Genomic DNA, 15,706 nt, shown 5'->3' on the forward strand with positions numbered 1-15,706 from the left:
CTTTCTATCAAAATCATTGAAAGAGAGGTTTTTCATTATGGACAACAGAATCATTGAGTGTGTAGAGCGCGCGGACTATTTACTGTCGAATCTGATGGCGGTCAAACCGGGGGAAGAAGTGCTGATCGCCATAGACCCGCAGACGGATATGCGCATGGCAAATGCGATCGCGGCGGCGGCTCTGAAATGCGGCGCGGAATACAACATCAGCATGATGCCGATCCGCGGAAAAGATAAGGCGACGATTTTCCCCAAAACGCTGGAGAAAGCGATGGAGGCCTGCGATGTGTTTGTCGGCATGACAACGGCGTCCGGCGCGGCGATTTACAACAACCGCCTGAAAGAGCTGATCAACGAAAAGCGCCTGAGAGAGGTTTCCATCTGCCTGCGGAATATCGATAACTTTACCCGTGGCGGCGCGCTCGCGGACTATGAAAAGGTTTATGCCGACGGGCTTCGGCTCCAGGAAATTTGGAGAGGACATAAGATCGCGCGGGTGACGACTCCCGCCGGTACGAACATCACGATGGAAATGAACCAGATGGAACCGATCATTGAGTGCGGCATCGCCAGAAACCCCGGCGACGCCATGGCATGGTCGGACGGAGAGGTCTCCCTTGGCCCGGTCATCGGCACGACGGAGGGCACCATTGTGGTAGACGGGCCGATCTGCTATTACGGCTGCCCCACCATCCCCGTGGAGCTGCGCGTGGAAAAGGGACGGATCGTAGAAGTAGTCGGCGGCGATCCCAAAATCTGCAAAGAAATCCGCCGCCAGATCAAAGAGATCAAAGACAGCGACAATATCGCTGAAATTGGTCTCGGTCTGAACCCGGCCTGCATGTTCAACGGCGATTTTGAGGAAGAGAAAAAGGCCAGGGGAACCCTGCATTTTGCCATGGGCAACGGCTTCTATTACGGCCAGCCGCCGCGTTCCACGGTTCACATCGACATGGTGCTGTATAACCCCACCGTGTATTTTGATGATGTCCTGATCGAAAAAGACGGCAGGCTGATTTGCCTGGGCGAAGAGTAAAACATGAATAAATCATAAGAAGAGCGGCCGTGAATGAAGTTCACGGCCGCTCTTCTTTATGTCCCATATTGAGCATAACACTATCTGCCCATGATGCGGTATAATGGAGGGAATGAAGAGAGTGAGGGAAGAATCATTTCTAAATACTCTTAAAAAGCAGGGAATCAATCATGGAAAGGAATGAGAAAAATGATTGTCCGCAGTGTTCATCAAGAGCAGTATGAGCAGGTATGCAGTTATTTAAATCGGCAAGGGAAATCAGGTGCGTTTGACGCAAGCTATGAGGTGACGATACCGGTGGATGACTGCGAGTATCTGCTTCGGCTCCAGCCCTGCAAGAAACGGAAGCTTGCCGCCTTGCAGGCGGTACAGGTTTGCCGGGATGGAAAAGAGCGGCGTTTCAAACTGATTACGGATAACCTGCCGCTGTCTGCTCTGCTGGAATTGTTTCTGTTTCAGCAAAAGAAAAATACTGCTGAATCGAACCTCAGTGAGCGATGAAAAAAGGGGGCGGTACGTCACCACTCCCTTATTTTGCCGGGTGAATAGCGACTGACGATAGAAATCTGCCGCAATGCGTGTTATGATAGGACAAAGTAAAACGCGAGATTCCAAAGCGTTGCTTCGGAACCCCGCGAAAGAAAAGGGGGCCTTTCCGTGACGGTACTGGTCAGCGCATGCCTGCTCGGCGAAAACTGTAAATACAACGGCGGCAATAATAATAACCCGCACGTCGCCGCGTTTTTGGCGGATAAAGAGATTATCCCTGTCTGTCCCGAAATACTGGCCGGTTTGGGCGCTCCGCGCAATCCCGCGGAAATCCAAAACGGAAGAGTCGTGGATTGCCTGGGAAATGATGTGGATCAAAAGTTTCGGGAGGGGGTTCGTCTTGCACTTGAAAAGATCAGGGACGTGCCGGTCGATCTGGCCATTTTGCAGCCGAGGAGCCCCACCTGCGGCGTTCGGCAGATTTATGACGGCAGCTTCTCCGGTAAATTGATTCCCGGTCAGGGCCTGTTTGCCAAGGCGCTGCTCGATATGGGCATAAAAGGAATGGACGCCGACGAATTTTCAGAATAAAAACGCCTCCTGCCGCAGTCTTATTCTGCGATAGGAGGCTTTTTTCGTTATCATCCATTTTTTGCGGTATGGTTCCTTACGCAGGGGCTTTTACGGCTTATGACAGCCGCCCTTTAAAATCCTCATACCCAAAGGTTTTCTGTACCCGCAGCTTGCCGCTTTGGTCAAGAATCGCGATCGACGGCAGAGCCATCCCGTTGAACGTATTGGTTTTCACCATTGAATAATGGGCCATGTCGCCGAAAATCAGCCGGTCGCCGGGGGCAAGCGGATGATCAAAGGAGTAATCCCCGATGATGTCGCCCGCAAGGCAGGTAGGCCCGCCCAGACGGTAGCAGTGCGGCTTTTCCTCTGGAAGTCCCGCACCCGGCAGGGGCGGGCGGTAGGGCATTTCCAGCACATCCGGCATGTGGCACGCGGCAGAGGTGTCTAGGATCGCGTTGGCAATGCCGTTTTCCACGATCTCCAGCACGGTGCACACGAGAAAGCCAGCGTTCAGCGCGACGGCCTCGCCCGGCTCCAGATACACCCGCACGCCGTAGCGCTGCTGTGTGCGGTCGATCAGGGAAACCAGCTTCTCCACATCGTAGCCCGGGCGGCTGATGTGGTGCCCGCCGCCGAAATTCAGCCATTTCATTTGGGGCAGATAGGCCCCGAATTTTTCTTCCACGGCATCCAGTGTCCGCTCCAGCGCGTCGGCGTCCTGCTCACACAGCGTGTGAAAATGCAGGCCCGAAATGCCTTCCAGCAGCTCCGGGTGAAAATTCGCGGCCGTTACCCCCAGCCGCGAACCGGGGGAGCAGGGGTCGTAGATCGCGTGATCCTGCGTCGAGCATTCCGGGTTGATGCGGATGCCGCATTCACACCCGGCGGCCAGCGCGCGGCCCCCGAACTTCTGCCACTGAGAAAACGAGTTGAATACAATGTGGCCGCAGATGCGGGTGATCTCGTCAAACTCCTCGTCGCGGTACGCGGGGGAGAACACGTGGTTTTCCTTGCCCATTTCCTCAAAGCCGAGCCGCGCTTCATATAAGCCGCTGGCCGTCGCGCCGCTCAGATACTTCCCGATCAGCGGGTACAGCGAAAACATGGAAAAGGCCTTCTGCGCCAGCAGAATCCTGCAGCCGGTGCGCTCCTGCACCATTGCCAGCAGCTCCAGATTTTGAATCAGCAGGGCTTCATCCACCACAAAACAGGGGGAGGGGGCCTGTAAATAAAGCTCTGTTCGTTCCATCATCAGTCAACCAGCTCAGGGGCAAAGCTCTCCTGCCACGGCAGGCCCCATTTGTTCAGCGCGTCCATAAAGGGATCGGGATCGAACTCCTCAATGTTGTGCACGCCGGGCTTGTTCCACACGCCGGTCATCAGCAGAGCCGCGCCGATCATGGCCGGAACGCCTGTGGTGTACGAAATGGCCTGCGAGCCTACCTCGCGGTAGCACTCCTGATGGTCGCATACATTATAAAGGTAATAGGTTTTCTCTTTGCCGTCCTTCTTGCCCTGAAAGATGCAGCCGATGTTCGTCTTGCCCTTGGTGCGCGGGCCGAGCGAGGCCGGGTCGGGCAGAACGGCCTTCAAAAACTGCAGCGGCACAATCTGCTTGCCCTCAAATTCGATCGGCACAATCGAGGTCATGCCCACGTTCTCCAGGCATTTCAGGTGGGTCAGGTAGCTCTGGCCGAACGTCATGAAGAAGCGGATGCGGCGGATTCCCCTGATGTTGAGCGCAAGGGATTCCAGCTCCTCATGGTGCAGCAGGTACATATCCTTTTCGCCGATTTCGGGGAAGTTGTACACGCGCTTGATCTCCATCGGCTCGGTCTCGACCCATTCGCCGTTTTCCCAGTAGCTGCCCTTGGCGCTCACTTCGCGGATGTTGATTTCGGGGTTGAAGTTGGTGGCAAAGGGATAGCCGTGGTCGCCCGCGTTCGCGTCGAGAATATCGATGTAGTTGATCTCGTCGAACTGGTGCTTCTGCGCATAGGCAGAGAATACGCCGGTCACGCCGGGGTCAAAGCCGCTGCCGAGCAGCGCGGTGATGCCTGCCTTCTCGAAGCGCTCTTTATAGTCCCACTGCCATTTGTATTCAAATTTCGCGGTGTCGAGCGGCTCGTAGTTTGCGGTATCCACATAATTGGTTTTGGTCGCAAGGCACGCGTCCATGATGGTCAGATCCTGATACGGCAGGGCCAGATTCAGTACCACATCGGGCTTGAATTGTTCGATGAGCGCAATCAGCTCGTCCACGTTGTCGGCGTTGACCTGCGCGGTGTGAATGACGGTTTTCCCGCCGGAGAGTTTTTCTTTGAGCGCGTCGCATTTGCTTTTGGTACGGCTCGCGATGCAGATTTCCTCAAAAACGTCGCTGTTTTGGCAGCATTTGTGAATGGCAACGCTCGCAACGCCGCCGCAGCCGATGATCAGTGCTTTTCCCATAATATGATACCTCCTGTATTGTTCCCTTGCGGGGATTTGCCGCCCGGTGCAATTCCCGGCGGCCTGTATCGTTTCTCAAATAGACTCAGACGAATCGTTACGAACGATTTATTTGATCTCTTCTTTTTTCATCAGAAGCGGGGACAAGCATTAAAAGCAGCTCCCGCAGGATTTTGCAGGCGACCGCGGTAGAAACGCCGCTCTGGTCATAAACGGGGGAAAGCTCGTTTACGTCGCAGCCCACGACATTCAGCCCTTTCAGCGCCAGCACCGCGTGCAGCAGCTGCAAAAAGCTGACGCCGCCCGGCTCCGGCGTTCCCGTGCCGGGGAATACCGACGGGTCGAGAACGTCCAGATCGATCGTGACGTAGACCGGTTTGCCCTCAAGGGAGGTAATGGTTTTTTCCAGCCCCTCAAAGTTGAATTTGTGGGTGGACACATGCTGCCGTCCCCACAAAAACTCGCTCCGGTCGCCGGAACGGATGCCGAACTGAAAGATTTTTCCGTCGCCCACCAAGTCCCAGCAGCGGTGCAGCACCGTCGCGTGGGAGAGGGTCGCGCCCAAATATTCCTCTCGCAGGTCGGCGTGCGCGTCAAAATGCAGAATGTGCAGATCGGGATGCTTCTTCACCGCGGCCCGAACCGCGCCCAGCGTCACCAGATGCTCGCCGCCGATCATCACGGGAAGCTTGCCGTCCTCCAATATGCCCGCGGCGAATTCTTCGATCTGCGCAAGGGCTTTTTGGGTATCGCCGAAGCAAAGCTCCAGATCGCCGCCGTCAAATACGGAAATATCCGTTAAATCCTTGTCTTGATAGGGACTGTACGTTTCCAGCCCGAACGAGTCGCCCCGCATGGCGCGGCTTGCAAAGCGTGTGCCGGGGCGGAACGACGTGGTGGAATCAAACGGCGCGCCGAACAGCACGGCCCTTGCGGATTCGTATTCGCTGTCGCAGCCCAGAAAGGTTTCAATATTTTTAGTCAATGTGTTCGACATTTTTCAGGAGCTCCTCCACATAGTTTGGCAGGGCGAACGCGCCCCTGTGCAGCTTGGTGTTATAATAGCGGGTCGGGATTCCGCGTTCCTTCCAGCGCTTGGTATCCATATCTTTCAGCGGGTGATATTCCTTCGACGCAAACCCGAACAGCCAGTGGCCGGAGGGGTACGTGGGAATATGCGCCTGATACACGCGGCTGATGGGGAAGGATTTCACGATCCGTTTGTGCGCCCGCTGCATGGCCAGCGCGTCCACCGCGTAGAACGGGCTTTCGTGCTGGTTGACCATGATGCCGTTCTCTTTGAGCGCCTTGTAGCAGTTGCCGTAAAATTCCCGGGTAAACAGGCCCTCGCCGGGGCCGAACGGGTCGGTGGAATCGACCAGAATCAGGTCGTATTCCTCGCTCTGGCGGCGCACAAATTTCAGGCCGTCCTGAAAATAGAGCTTCACTCTCGGGTCGTCAAAGCCGCAGGCCGTAAACGGCAGGTGCTCACGGCAGACCGTGACTACCTGTTCGTCGATCTCAACTAAGTCGATCCGCTCGATTTCGGGGTAGCGGATCAGCTCGCGCACCGCGCCGCCGTCGCCGCCGCCGATCACCAGCACGCGCCGCACCTTGGGGTGTACCGCCATCGGGACATGGACGATCATTTCATGATAAATAAACTCATCGCGCTCTGTCAGCATCATGTAGCCGTCGAGCGTTAAAAAGCGGCCGAATTCTTCGGATTCAAACACATCGATGCGCTGAAACTCGCTCTGTCCGCTGTACAGCTGCCGGTCCACCCGGATGGAAAGCTTAACGCCGGGCGCGTGTTTTTCAGTAAACCATAAATCCACCGCTTATTCCTCCTTGATTACGTTGAGCCGTTCCAGATTCAAATCCTCCGGGCCGGTCAAAAAGCAGCCCTTTTCCTTGGCGTACTCAATATATTCCAGTATTTCGCCGGTAATCAGCTCGCCCGGGGCGAGGATCGGGATTCCCGGCGGATAGCACATGACGAACTCGCTGCAGATGCGCCCAGGGCTCTGCGCTAGGGGCAAAGCTTCCTTTTCGGCGTAAAAAGCCTTTTGCGGTGCAACCGCAACGATGGGGGAGATGTACTCCATGCGCAGCATGCCCGTTTTGTCGCGCTTGTAGTTGCGGCGGATCTCCGCGAGCGCGCCGACAAGCCGCTCCAGATCGCGGTGGCGGTCGCCGACGGACAGATACGCCAATATATTGCCAAGGTCACCGAATTCCACCTGAATATCGTATTCATCGCGCAGAATGTCGTAGACCTCGATTCCGGCCAAACCCAGCTCCAGCGTGTTGATGGAAAGCTTCGTGGTGTCGAAGTCGTACACGGTGTCGCCGTTGATGAGCTCGCGGGAGTAGGCGTAGTAATCGCCGATCTGGTTGATTTCGCCGCGGGCGTACTCGGCCATTTCCACCACCCGGCGGAAAATCTCTTTGCCCTCTGTGGCAAGCTTTTTCCGGGAAATATCGAGGCTCGACAGCAGCAGGTAAGAGCCGCTGGTCGTCTGAGTCAGGTTGATGATCTGCCGTACATATCCCGCGCTGACGCCGCCGTTTACCAGCAGAAACGAGCTTTGGGTCAGCGAGCCGCCGGATTTGTGCATGCTTACCGAGGCCATGTCCGCCCCGGCCTTCATGGCGCACAGGGGCAGGTCTTCGCCAAAATACAGGTGTGTGCCGTGCGCCTCGTCCGCCAGTACCAGCATGCCGTGCTGGTGCGCCAGCTCGGTGATGGCTTTCAGGTTCGAGCAGATGCCGTAATAGGTGGGGTTGTTCACGAGAACCGCCCGCGCCTTCGGGTGCTCGCGGATCGCCTGCTCCACGGCGGAAAGGCGCATCCCAAGCGAAATACCGAGCCGGTGGTCGGTTTCGGGATTGACATAGACGGGCGTCGCGCCGCACAGGATCAGCGCGTTGATCACGCTGCGGTGCACGTTGCGCGGCAGAATGATTTCATCCCCGTGCTTGCAGGCAGAAAGCACCATCGCCTGCACGGCAGAGGTAGTGCCGTTCACCATAAAAAAAGCGTGCGCCGCTCCGAATGCGTCCGCGGCCAGCTCCTCCGCCTCGCGGATGACGGAAACCGGGTGGCACAGATTGTCCAGCGGCTTCATGGAGTTGACGTCAAGCTGCATGCAGCGCTCGCCCAAAAACTGGGTCAGCTCGGGATTTCCGCGCCCGTGCTTATGCCCGGGTACATCAAAAGGAACCACCCGTTCCGCCTCAAAATCCAGCAGCGCCTGCCGGATGGGCATTCGGGTTTGGTCTAGTTTGCTCAACAAAGGGCCTCCTTTCCGTTCAGTACACGTTGCTGCCGGTGAAAATTTCAATCATCTCGCGCCGCAGGCTGTCTGTGATCTTCAGCCGTGCCTGGGGCGGCAGCTCGTAGACGTCGGTATTGAACAGATAGTTCTGCAGATTGATGTCTTTGATCAGCATCTTGGTATGGAACAGGTTCGATTGGTATACGTTCAGGTCGATCGCGTCGTATTTGCGCAGGGTCTTGTCATCGATAAAATCCTGAATCGACGTCATCTTATGATCCATGAACAGCTTTTTGCCGGTCACGTCGCGGGTAAAGCCGCGCACGCGGTAATCCATAGTGATGATGTCGGAGTCAAAACTGCCGATCAGGTAGTCTAGTGTGCTCAAAGGCGTGATCTCGCCGCAGGTGGCAACATCGATGTCGACCCGGAACGTTGCGAGGAAGGTGTCCGGGTGGTATTCGGGGTAGGTGTGCACCGTCACGTGGCTTTTGTCGAGATGTGCCACCATCGTTTCGCCGGAAAGCTCCGCGCGCGTGCCGGCCCTGCGTCCTGCCAGCATCGATTCCTCCGCAATCAGGAAGGTGACACTCGCGCCCTGCGGGTCGTAATCCTGTGTTGAGATATTCAGTACATGCGCGCCGATCATTTCAGTCACGCGTTCCAGAATCCCGGTCAGCCGTTCGGAATTATATTGTTCGTCAATATAAGCGATGTAATCCCGCTGTTCCCGTTCGCTTTTGGCGTAGCAGACGTCATAGATGTTAAAGCTGAGGGATTTGGTCAGATTGTTAAAGCCATATAATTTCAGTTTGTTTTCCATACCGTCACCTGATTTCCGGCGTATTTTTTGTGGGGAGAAAATAAAAAAAGACCCAAAGTGAGCGCGGCGTGTGTCGCACTTTATCACTTGAGTCACAATTCTGTCGATTTTGTTTTATTTCGAGCGGGCCATGCGCAAAGGCGCGTCAGTCCGCTGTTATTTATTCAAAAGTACAGAGAATCAGAGTCTATATAGCAATAACTTACTTTTACTACTCTTATTGATTGTTTCACAAGCGTAATGTGCGAAAAGCACACGGTTTTAAGTAACCAACTTATAAAATTTGAGCAACGGCTCAATCAATAAGGCAACGAAAGTTGCCAACCGGCATTTTGACCCAGCTGTCCGTATGGCGTTTGATTTCTCCCGCAAGGTGCGAAAGAAATGGTCAAAAAAAGTTGTTGCCGCGAGGGTGAAGGCTCACCTTCGCTCAAAATAGGCTTTGATCCTACTTTTCTTTCGAGATGCATTGTACTATAAACAACCGCAAAATGCAAGAAAAATTTTATTTTATTTTTTTAAACTTTGCGTTATATGAAGAATAATTCATCGAAAAATCAGGAACTTTTTCCCATGGCCTCTTTTGCATTTTAGCAAGTTCAGCAAATTCGCCGGAGCAGGGACTGCTGTCCTCTGTTGGAGTACATATGTATTACATAAGTGATCTGGTGAAAATTGATATTTATGAATTATTTTGAATAAAAACGTATGAAAATTGAAAGAAAGGCTGCCCAGTATTTCAGAAAACCCACATGGAATCACAGAAAAAACCAAAGAATCCTGTGCGGTTCACAGGATATATCATTTCGTTTTTTTTTCTGTTTTTTTGCAGATCATTTTTATTTCTCTCTTGTTATTATACAGTTGAAATGTTATAATAATCACAAAGATAACATGAAACTGTTTCCGCAACCCTTTGTGAAAGCTGCGGAACGTTTCTTATGCTTTTAATTGTACGCAATAAAAATACAATGATAAAAGTAGGGTGGATTTTAGCATGAAGTATGACAATGACGCAAAGCAGCTCAAGTATAGAGTGCTGTCTTCGGTGGCACGCCTGAGTTATGACAATCAGTTGTCAGAGCATCTGGGGGATATTCCCTATGAAATCATCCCCGGCCCGCAGCCCGCATTTCGCTGCTGCATTTACCGTGAGCGCGAAATCATCCGTGAACGCGTTTCGGCGGCCTGCGGCGAAGATCTCCCCCGCCAGGAGGACAAGGCCGTAATGGGTGTGCTTCCGGCCGCGTGCGAGGGGTGTCCGATCAACCGCTTTAATGTTACGGATAACTGTCAGAAATGTCTGGCGAAGAAATGCGTGGCGGCCTGTCCCTTTGGGGCGGTCAGCGTTACCGGACGCGGCGCGTATATCGACCCGGCAAAATGTAAGGAGTGCGGCCGCTGTGCCGCTGCCTGCCCGTACAACGCAATTTCAGACACCATGCGCCCTTGTCTGCGGTCCTGCCCGGTCAACGCCATCACCATGGACGAGTACCGTCTGGCCGCGATCGATTACAGCCGCTGCATCAGCTGCGGCGCGTGCATGGCCGGCTGCCCGTTCGGCGCGATCACAGACCGTTCCAGCATGGTGAGCGTCATCCGTGAGATTCAGTCCGGCGAAAAGGTATACGCCGTGTTTGCCCCCGCCATTGAGGGCCATTTCGGAACCGCGAATGTCGGTCAGCTCAAAGAGGGCCTGCGCCGGCTTGGCTTTGCCGATGCGGTAGAGGTTTCTCTGGGCGCGGACGCCACCGCCTACCACGAAGCGCAGGAGCTCAAGGAAGTGGTTGCGGAGGGCAAGAAGATGACCACCTCCTGCTGCCCGGCGTTTGTGGATATGATCGAAAAGCATTTCCCGAAGCTCGAGCCCAACATTTCTCATACGGCGTCTCCCATGACGCTGACCGTGCGGTACTTAAAGGAAAATGAGCCGGACATAAAGGTTGTCTTTTTTGGCCCCTGTGTGGCGAAGAAGCTCGAAATTCAGAAGGCGGAGAATACTGCCGATTATGTGATGACCTTTGAAGAGCTGGCCGCCATGTTCAGCGCCAAAGAGATCGAGGTAGAAACTCTTGAGGTGGAGAACGTGCAGGACGGCAGCATCAAGGGCAAGAACTTTGCCGTTAGCGGCGGTGTTACCGCGGCGGTAGAGGCTGCTCTGGCCGAGGACGGCTTTGACCAGCCGGTTTCCTGCGTAAAATGCAGCGGCGCCAAGGAATGCAAAAAGCAGCTGATGGTGATGAACGCCGGCCGTATGCAGGAAGACCTGATCGAAGGCATGGCCTGCGAGGGCGGCTGTGTTGCCGGGCCTGGCGGCGTAGAGCCGGTGCAGAAGCTGATGAAGAACCGTCAAAAGCTGCTGGCCGCTGCCGACAAACGCGGCATTAAAGAAAATTTGGAGCAAATTCACGATCTGACGCACATTCACATGGAGCAGAGAGCATAATAGATTCATGTACTTTCAAACGGTCTGATACCAATATAGCGGTTTCTTCCTCCGCCGCAGGCGGGGGAAGAAACCGGCCGCTTTATCATGCGGCATGACTGATCGTATCGAAAAGGAGGCGGATGACCCAATGAACGCCATAGCTGCGCAGGGCCTGGGAAAATCGTATGACGGGAAGACCGCCGCACTCTCGGAGCTGACTCTTCGGGTGCCGCAGGGGGGCGTGTGCGGTTTTCTGGGCCCAAACGGCGCGGGCAAAACGACGACCGTCAAGCTTTTGACCGGGCTTCTGCGTCCCACCGCCGGCGAATGCTCCGTGATGGGCCTTTCGCCGCAGAACGAGCCGGAGAGGGTTCACGCCCTGTGCGGGGTCATGACGGAAACCGCCCATCTATACGGTAATATGACCGGTCAGCAGAATCTGGAGTTTTTCGGCCAGACGGCCGGGCTCGTCCGGGCCCAGGCCAAAGAGAGAGCCGAGCTGCTGCTGCGCGAGCTGGAGCTTTGGGAGGCCCGGGATCAGAAGGCGGGCCAGTATTCCACCGGAATGATGCAGCGCCTGTCTTTGGCCCGCGCGCTGATGCACGAGCCGCAGGTTCTGTTTCTGGACGAGCCCACCAGCGGCCTTGACCCCGAATCGGCCCAGGCGGTGAATGAAATGATCTCCACCCTGGCGAAAAAGAGCGGCGTTACCGTCTTTTTGTGTACGCATCAGCTGCGCTATGCGCAGGATCTGTGCACCACCTACGGGATTTTGTACCGCGGCCAGATGATTCTGCAGGGGGATTTTGCCGCCCTGTGCGAAGGCGCCGGGTGCCATATCAAAGCGGGCATCCGCACAGAGCCGGAGCAGACCCTGCACGGCTTTGTCAAAAACGGGGAGTACTGGGAAACGGAAATCGCGTCCGAGGCCGAAATGCCCGCGATTCTGCGTGATCTGGTCGCGCAGGATATTCCGGTGTATGAGGCGAGGCTGATCCGCCCCACACTCGAGGATGTTTATTTTTCCTGCCTGCAAAGTCAGGAGGTGGCGAAATGAAATTGCTGTCTGAGCCGGAGCTCGCTGTTTTTAAGAAGGATTTTAACGAGGTCTGGCATATTCGCAGTGTGCGCGGCACGCTGATTGGCGTGCCGATCTGCATGGTGGTGCTTCTGCCGGCGCTGTATCTGTTTCTGGTGCTGTACGCTCCGTCCGATCAGCTCAACGGGGTGGACAACATGATGAAGCTGATGCCGCCGGAGCTTTTGGACGATTTTGATCTGAAGCAGTCCATGTTCTATTTGATGGTGAACTTGGTTTGTCCCATGTTCTTCCTGATGATCCCGCTGATGTCCTCCACCACGTCGGCCGCGGCCAGCTTTGTGGGGGAGAAGGAACGGGGAACGATGGAGACGCTGCTGCTGACTCCGCTTTCGGCCCGCAGCCTGTTCAAGGCAAAGGTAGCGGGGTGCGCGGCGCTGTCCTTTCTGATTTCGACCATTTCCTTTGTCACGTTTTCCATTGTGGTCGGGGCAGGCAACCTGATTCTGAACATGCCGTTCTTTCTCAACTGGAACTGGCTGGCGCTTGTGTTTGTGCTCTCGCCCGCCGCAACGGTGTTCGGCGTCATTTTCATGGTGCTGCTTTCCGGCCGGTCGAAAAGCTATCTGGAATCCATGCAGCTTTCGGGTTATATCGTCCTGCCGCTGGTGCTGGTGCTGATCGGCCAGTTTACAGGGCTGATTTACCTCGATGCGTTCTGGACTCTGCTGGCCGGCCTTGTGCTGATTCTGGCAGATGTGCTTCTGCTGTTTTTGTCCGCGAGAAAGTTCAATTCAGAGTTGCTTCTGAAAAAATAGAGCTCTGTCTGTATTGCGAATTTATTTGAAAATAATTTTCTGTGAAAATAGTAATTTTCCCTTGCCAAAGGCGAGGGAGCATCCAATGGCTTTTTTGAAAGTAAAATTACTGTATGATTGCGCAGGGACAAGCCGGGCTTGTAAAAGCTTTGGCTTGTTCCCTTTTTCCTGTGTCCTCATCTGATGATAACGGATTAGAAACAATGTAACTTTAAAATGACTGCGGTTTCTTCCCCGCTCTCGGCAGGGAAGAAACCGCCATTTTCAGGGAAGCCCGCTTCGATCCGTTGATGATACACGAAGAAATGGCTTACATTTTATTTTTCGATTTGATATACTAAATATGAAGGATTGATGGGGGGATTATGATATGGCAGCGGATTTGCATTGTCATACAAGAATGTCGGACGGCGCGGTTTCTATTGATGAACTGGTGATGCTGGCGAAAATAAAAGGGATCGGTACGATTGCGGTAACCGATCACGATACCTTTGCGGGCGCGACCCGCGCGAAGATTTTTGGGGATCGCCAGGGGGTAGAGGTCATTCCCGGAATCGAAATCTCTGCTTACGATAACGCACGGGGCAGGAAAGTACATATTCTGGGGTATGACTGTGAAAGCCCCGACCGGCTGGAGGGGCTGTGCAAGCGCATCGGTGAATCGCGCAAACGGGCCGCCAATATTATGATGCAGAAGGTCATGCGGCTGTATCCGATTCCGGCAGAAATGATCCTGCGCCGCGCGCAGGGCTGTACGAATATTTACAAGCAGCATATCATGCACGCGCTGATCGACGCGGGGTATACCACCGAAATGTTCGGTTCGGTGTTTCATAAGCTGTTCAGCCCGCGCGGCGGCCTTGCTTACTGCGCGATCGAATATCCCGATGTGCACGATGTCATCCGGCAGATTCACGAGGCGGGCGGCGTTGCGGTGATGGCGCATCCCGGCCAGTATGACGGCCACGATCTGATGCTGGAGCTGGCCGATCGGGGAGAGATCGATGGGATTGAGGTATGGCACCCTCTTCACAAGGAAGAGGATGTCCCCCAGTACATCGCGCTGGCGCGCCTGCGGGGCCTGCTCATGACCGGCGGCTCCGACTTTCACGGAATGTACACCTCACATTCCTGCGCGCTGGGGGCTTTTACCGCTCCCGACGAGCAGCTCGAGGCGCTCAAAAAGAAAAGCCGCAAGATCAAATCCGGCGGCTGATTGGCAGCTGATCTAAAAAAATGATGATTTCTTCCCCGCCGAAAGAAGAGGGAAGAAATCACCGGTTTGAGCATTCTGAAAAACAGAAAAGGGGGCAAAGCAATGCAGTATGAATTTCGTCCCAGCGGTGTATGTTCTTCAAAAATCGTTCTCGATGTGGACGGCGATACCGTCCAGCAGGTGCAGTTTGTCGGCGGCTGCAGCGGCAACAGCCAGGGGATCGGCGTTCTGGTGCAGGGGATGAAGATCGACGATGTGATCAGGCGGCTGCGGGGAATCCGCTGCGGGCGCAGAAATACGTCGTGTCCCGATCAGCTCGCGCAGGCGCTGCTGTTATACCAATCCAAAAACGAAACAAAAAACTAGGCCTTGTTTATCAAAGAAGAATCGGCGGATTTTCGGGATGAAATGATGCCCGGCAGGGAAGCGGCACAGGAATACTTACCGTATTCCTGGCATGGTTGACGCTGCCGGACGCAATTTTAGCCGAAACAGGCGAGACTCTTGATTTGATAAACAAAGCCAAAAGCTTGCTTGCGAAAAGGGAGCTGTGGGGTTTCCACAGCTCCCTTTTCGTGTGCGGGTTAGACGGTAGTTTGCTGATTGTGGAATTAGCAGCCGCAGCCGCCGCAATTGTTGTTGCAGCCACAATCGCCGCATCCGCTATTGCCCCAGCCGCCGCAGCAAAACAGAATGAGGATTAAAATGATGATCCACCAGCAGCCACCAAAGCCATTATTATTGTTACACATTATTGTATTCCTCCTTTCGGTTTACACTATAGTATATTGCATGCGGAGAAATGGTGTTACAATAATTTTGCTGCGTCATTTCTAGCGGGAAATTCTCCGCAAATACTTTTTTTCGGCGCTTGAAATCCGCCCAAATGAATACAATAGGAGAGGGCGGGGCAGCAAAAACGCAAGAAATAATTTATAATCGTTAGAAAATAATATGCTGAGCGAGTTAAATTGCTACTGTTTGGTAAAATAAGTGGAAATTGACTTTAACTGACTTTGACTATCGAGCGGCTGCTCTTTATAATAAGATTTATAAAGTCAAAGAAAGTCAAAATCAAACTTCGACTGGAAGGGTGATTATGAAAATCAGTGATCATGTTGCCAATTATATATTGGCACTGTTGGAAGAAGAAAACGGAAGAGCAGAAATTCAAAGAAACGAGCTGGCCGAATCGCTGGGGTGCGTTCCCAGTCAGATCAGCTATGTGATTACCTCTCGCTTTACGCCCGAACAGGGCTACCTGGTAGAAAGCCGGCGCGGCGGCGGCGGGTATATCCGCATCACACAGATTCAGATGGACGCAAGCAGCGCGATCATGCACACGGTCAACTCCGTCGGGGATTCGCTCGACAGCGCGACGGCGCGCATTATGCTCTCAAATTTGCTTCAGCGCGATATTATTTCGGAAAAAGCGGCAAACATTATGGCAGCGGCTCTGAACGACCGATGTTATCAGAATGTACCGAAAGAAAACCGGGATGTGCTTCGCGCCGCGATTTTTAAGCATATGCTGATGACACAGATCTGA

Annotated in this window: 16 protein-coding genes; 9 read left to right on the forward strand and 7 right to left on the reverse strand. The window is 54.1% G+C overall.

All coding sequences use genetic code 11. The features are described 5' to 3' along the window. Positions 1-37: 37 nt before the first annotated feature. The 3 genes from HMPREF1141_RS08265 to HMPREF1141_RS08275 all read left to right on the forward strand — a co-directional run bounded on the left by HMPREF1141_RS08265 (position 38) and on the right by HMPREF1141_RS08275 (position 2,116). The gene (locus HMPREF1141_RS08265) at positions 38-1,036 is read left to right on the forward strand and encodes an aminopeptidase (RefSeq protein WP_009063146.1); all 999 of its coding nucleotides are present in this window, start codon (positions 38-40) and stop codon (positions 1,034-1,036) included. 189 nt (positions 1,037-1,225) lie between these two features. Continuing rightward, positions 1,226-1,537, forward strand: coding sequence for a hypothetical protein (locus HMPREF1141_RS08270; protein ID WP_009062982.1), 312 nt, complete (start codon positions 1,226-1,228; stop codon positions 1,535-1,537). Between the two features lie 156 nt (positions 1,538-1,693). Further along, entirely contained in the window at positions 1,694-2,116 is a 423-nt protein-coding gene (locus HMPREF1141_RS08275; protein WP_009063108.1) for a DUF523 domain-containing protein, read from the forward strand. Between the two features lie 97 nt (positions 2,117-2,213). On the opposite strand, the gene nspC is transcribed toward HMPREF1141_RS08275, so the two are convergent. The 6 genes from nspC to speD all read right to left on the reverse strand — a co-directional run bounded on the left by nspC (position 2,214) and on the right by speD (position 8,656). Continuing rightward, a complete protein-coding gene (gene nspC, locus HMPREF1141_RS08280) occupies positions 2,214-3,350 on the reverse strand; it encodes a carboxynorspermidine decarboxylase (protein ID WP_035316815.1) in 1,137 nt (378 codons plus the stop codon). Between the two features lie 2 nt (positions 3,351-3,352). Next, positions 3,353-4,552, reverse strand: a complete 1,200-nt coding sequence (locus HMPREF1141_RS08285) for a saccharopine dehydrogenase family protein (protein ID WP_009063003.1) — start codon at positions 4,550-4,552, stop codon at positions 3,353-3,355. A 97-nt stretch (positions 4,553-4,649) separates the two neighbouring features. Continuing rightward, positions 4,650-5,549 carry an agmatinase gene (speB, locus tag HMPREF1141_RS08290; RefSeq protein WP_009063049.1) on the reverse strand — a complete coding sequence of 300 codons (900 nt, stop codon included), beginning with the start codon at positions 5,547-5,549 and terminating at the stop codon, positions 4,650-4,652. Continuing rightward, positions 5,530-6,390: a polyamine aminopropyltransferase gene (gene speE, locus HMPREF1141_RS08295; protein WP_009063042.1), complete on the reverse strand. Its 861-nt coding sequence runs from the start codon at positions 6,388-6,390 to the stop codon at positions 5,530-5,532. The genes speB and speE overlap by 20 nt, the downstream gene beginning before the upstream one ends. A gap of 3 nt (positions 6,391-6,393) precedes the next feature. Continuing rightward, a complete protein-coding gene (locus HMPREF1141_RS08300; RefSeq protein WP_009063122.1) occupies positions 6,394-7,824 on the reverse strand; it encodes an aminotransferase class I/II-fold pyridoxal phosphate-dependent enzyme in 1,431 nt (476 codons plus the stop codon). Positions 7,825-7,867: 43 nt separating this feature from the next. Further along, positions 7,868-8,656 carry an adenosylmethionine decarboxylase gene (gene speD / locus HMPREF1141_RS08305; protein WP_009062947.1) on the reverse strand — a complete coding sequence of 263 codons (789 nt, stop codon included), beginning with the start codon at positions 8,654-8,656 and terminating at the stop codon, positions 7,868-7,870. A gap of 997 nt (positions 8,657-9,653) precedes the next feature. Between speD and HMPREF1141_RS08310 the strand changes: the two genes are divergently transcribed. From HMPREF1141_RS08310 to HMPREF1141_RS08330, 5 genes are all read left to right on the forward strand, one after another. Continuing rightward, complete coding sequence (locus HMPREF1141_RS08310) at positions 9,654-11,102, forward strand: 4Fe-4S dicluster domain-containing protein (protein WP_009062880.1); 1,449 nt, start codon at positions 9,654-9,656, stop codon at positions 11,100-11,102. A 130-nt stretch (positions 11,103-11,232) separates the two neighbouring features. Then, the gene (locus HMPREF1141_RS08315; RefSeq protein ID WP_009063092.1) at positions 11,233-12,141 is read left to right on the forward strand and encodes an ABC transporter ATP-binding protein; all 909 of its coding nucleotides are present in this window, start codon (positions 11,233-11,235) and stop codon (positions 12,139-12,141) included. Beyond that, positions 12,138-12,941: an ABC transporter permease subunit gene (locus tag HMPREF1141_RS08320; RefSeq protein ID WP_009062966.1), complete on the forward strand. Its 804-nt coding sequence runs from the start codon at positions 12,138-12,140 to the stop codon at positions 12,939-12,941. The genes HMPREF1141_RS08315 and HMPREF1141_RS08320 overlap by 4 nt, the downstream gene beginning before the upstream one ends. A 370-nt stretch (positions 12,942-13,311) precedes the next feature. Continuing rightward, positions 13,312-14,157 (forward strand): PHP domain-containing protein, encoded by an 846-nt coding sequence (locus HMPREF1141_RS08325; RefSeq protein WP_009062958.1) that lies wholly within the window; start codon positions 13,312-13,314, stop codon positions 14,155-14,157. A 102-nt stretch (positions 14,158-14,259) separates the two neighbouring features. Further along, a complete protein-coding gene (locus tag HMPREF1141_RS08330; protein ID WP_035316816.1) occupies positions 14,260-14,523 on the forward strand; it encodes a TIGR03905 family TSCPD domain-containing protein in 264 nt (87 codons plus the stop codon). Positions 14,524-14,768: 245 nt separating this feature from the next. Here the strand turns inward: HMPREF1141_RS08330 and HMPREF1141_RS17540 are convergent, their stop codons facing one another. Continuing rightward, positions 14,769-14,909: a hypothetical protein gene (locus tag HMPREF1141_RS17540; RefSeq protein WP_009063155.1), complete on the reverse strand. Its 141-nt coding sequence runs from the start codon at positions 14,907-14,909 to the stop codon at positions 14,769-14,771. Positions 14,910-15,256: 347 nt separating this feature from the next. Between HMPREF1141_RS17540 and HMPREF1141_RS08340 the strand changes: the two genes are divergently transcribed. Then, positions 15,257-15,706 carry a CtsR family transcriptional regulator gene (locus HMPREF1141_RS08340; protein ID WP_009063133.1) on the forward strand — a complete coding sequence of 150 codons (450 nt, stop codon included), beginning with the start codon at positions 15,257-15,259 and terminating at the stop codon, positions 15,704-15,706.

Origin of the sequence: Clostridium sp. MSTE9 (genome assembly GCF_000277625.1) — a bacterium.
Lineage (GTDB): Bacteria > Bacillota > Clostridia > Oscillospirales > Acutalibacteraceae > Faecalispora > Faecalispora jeddahensis.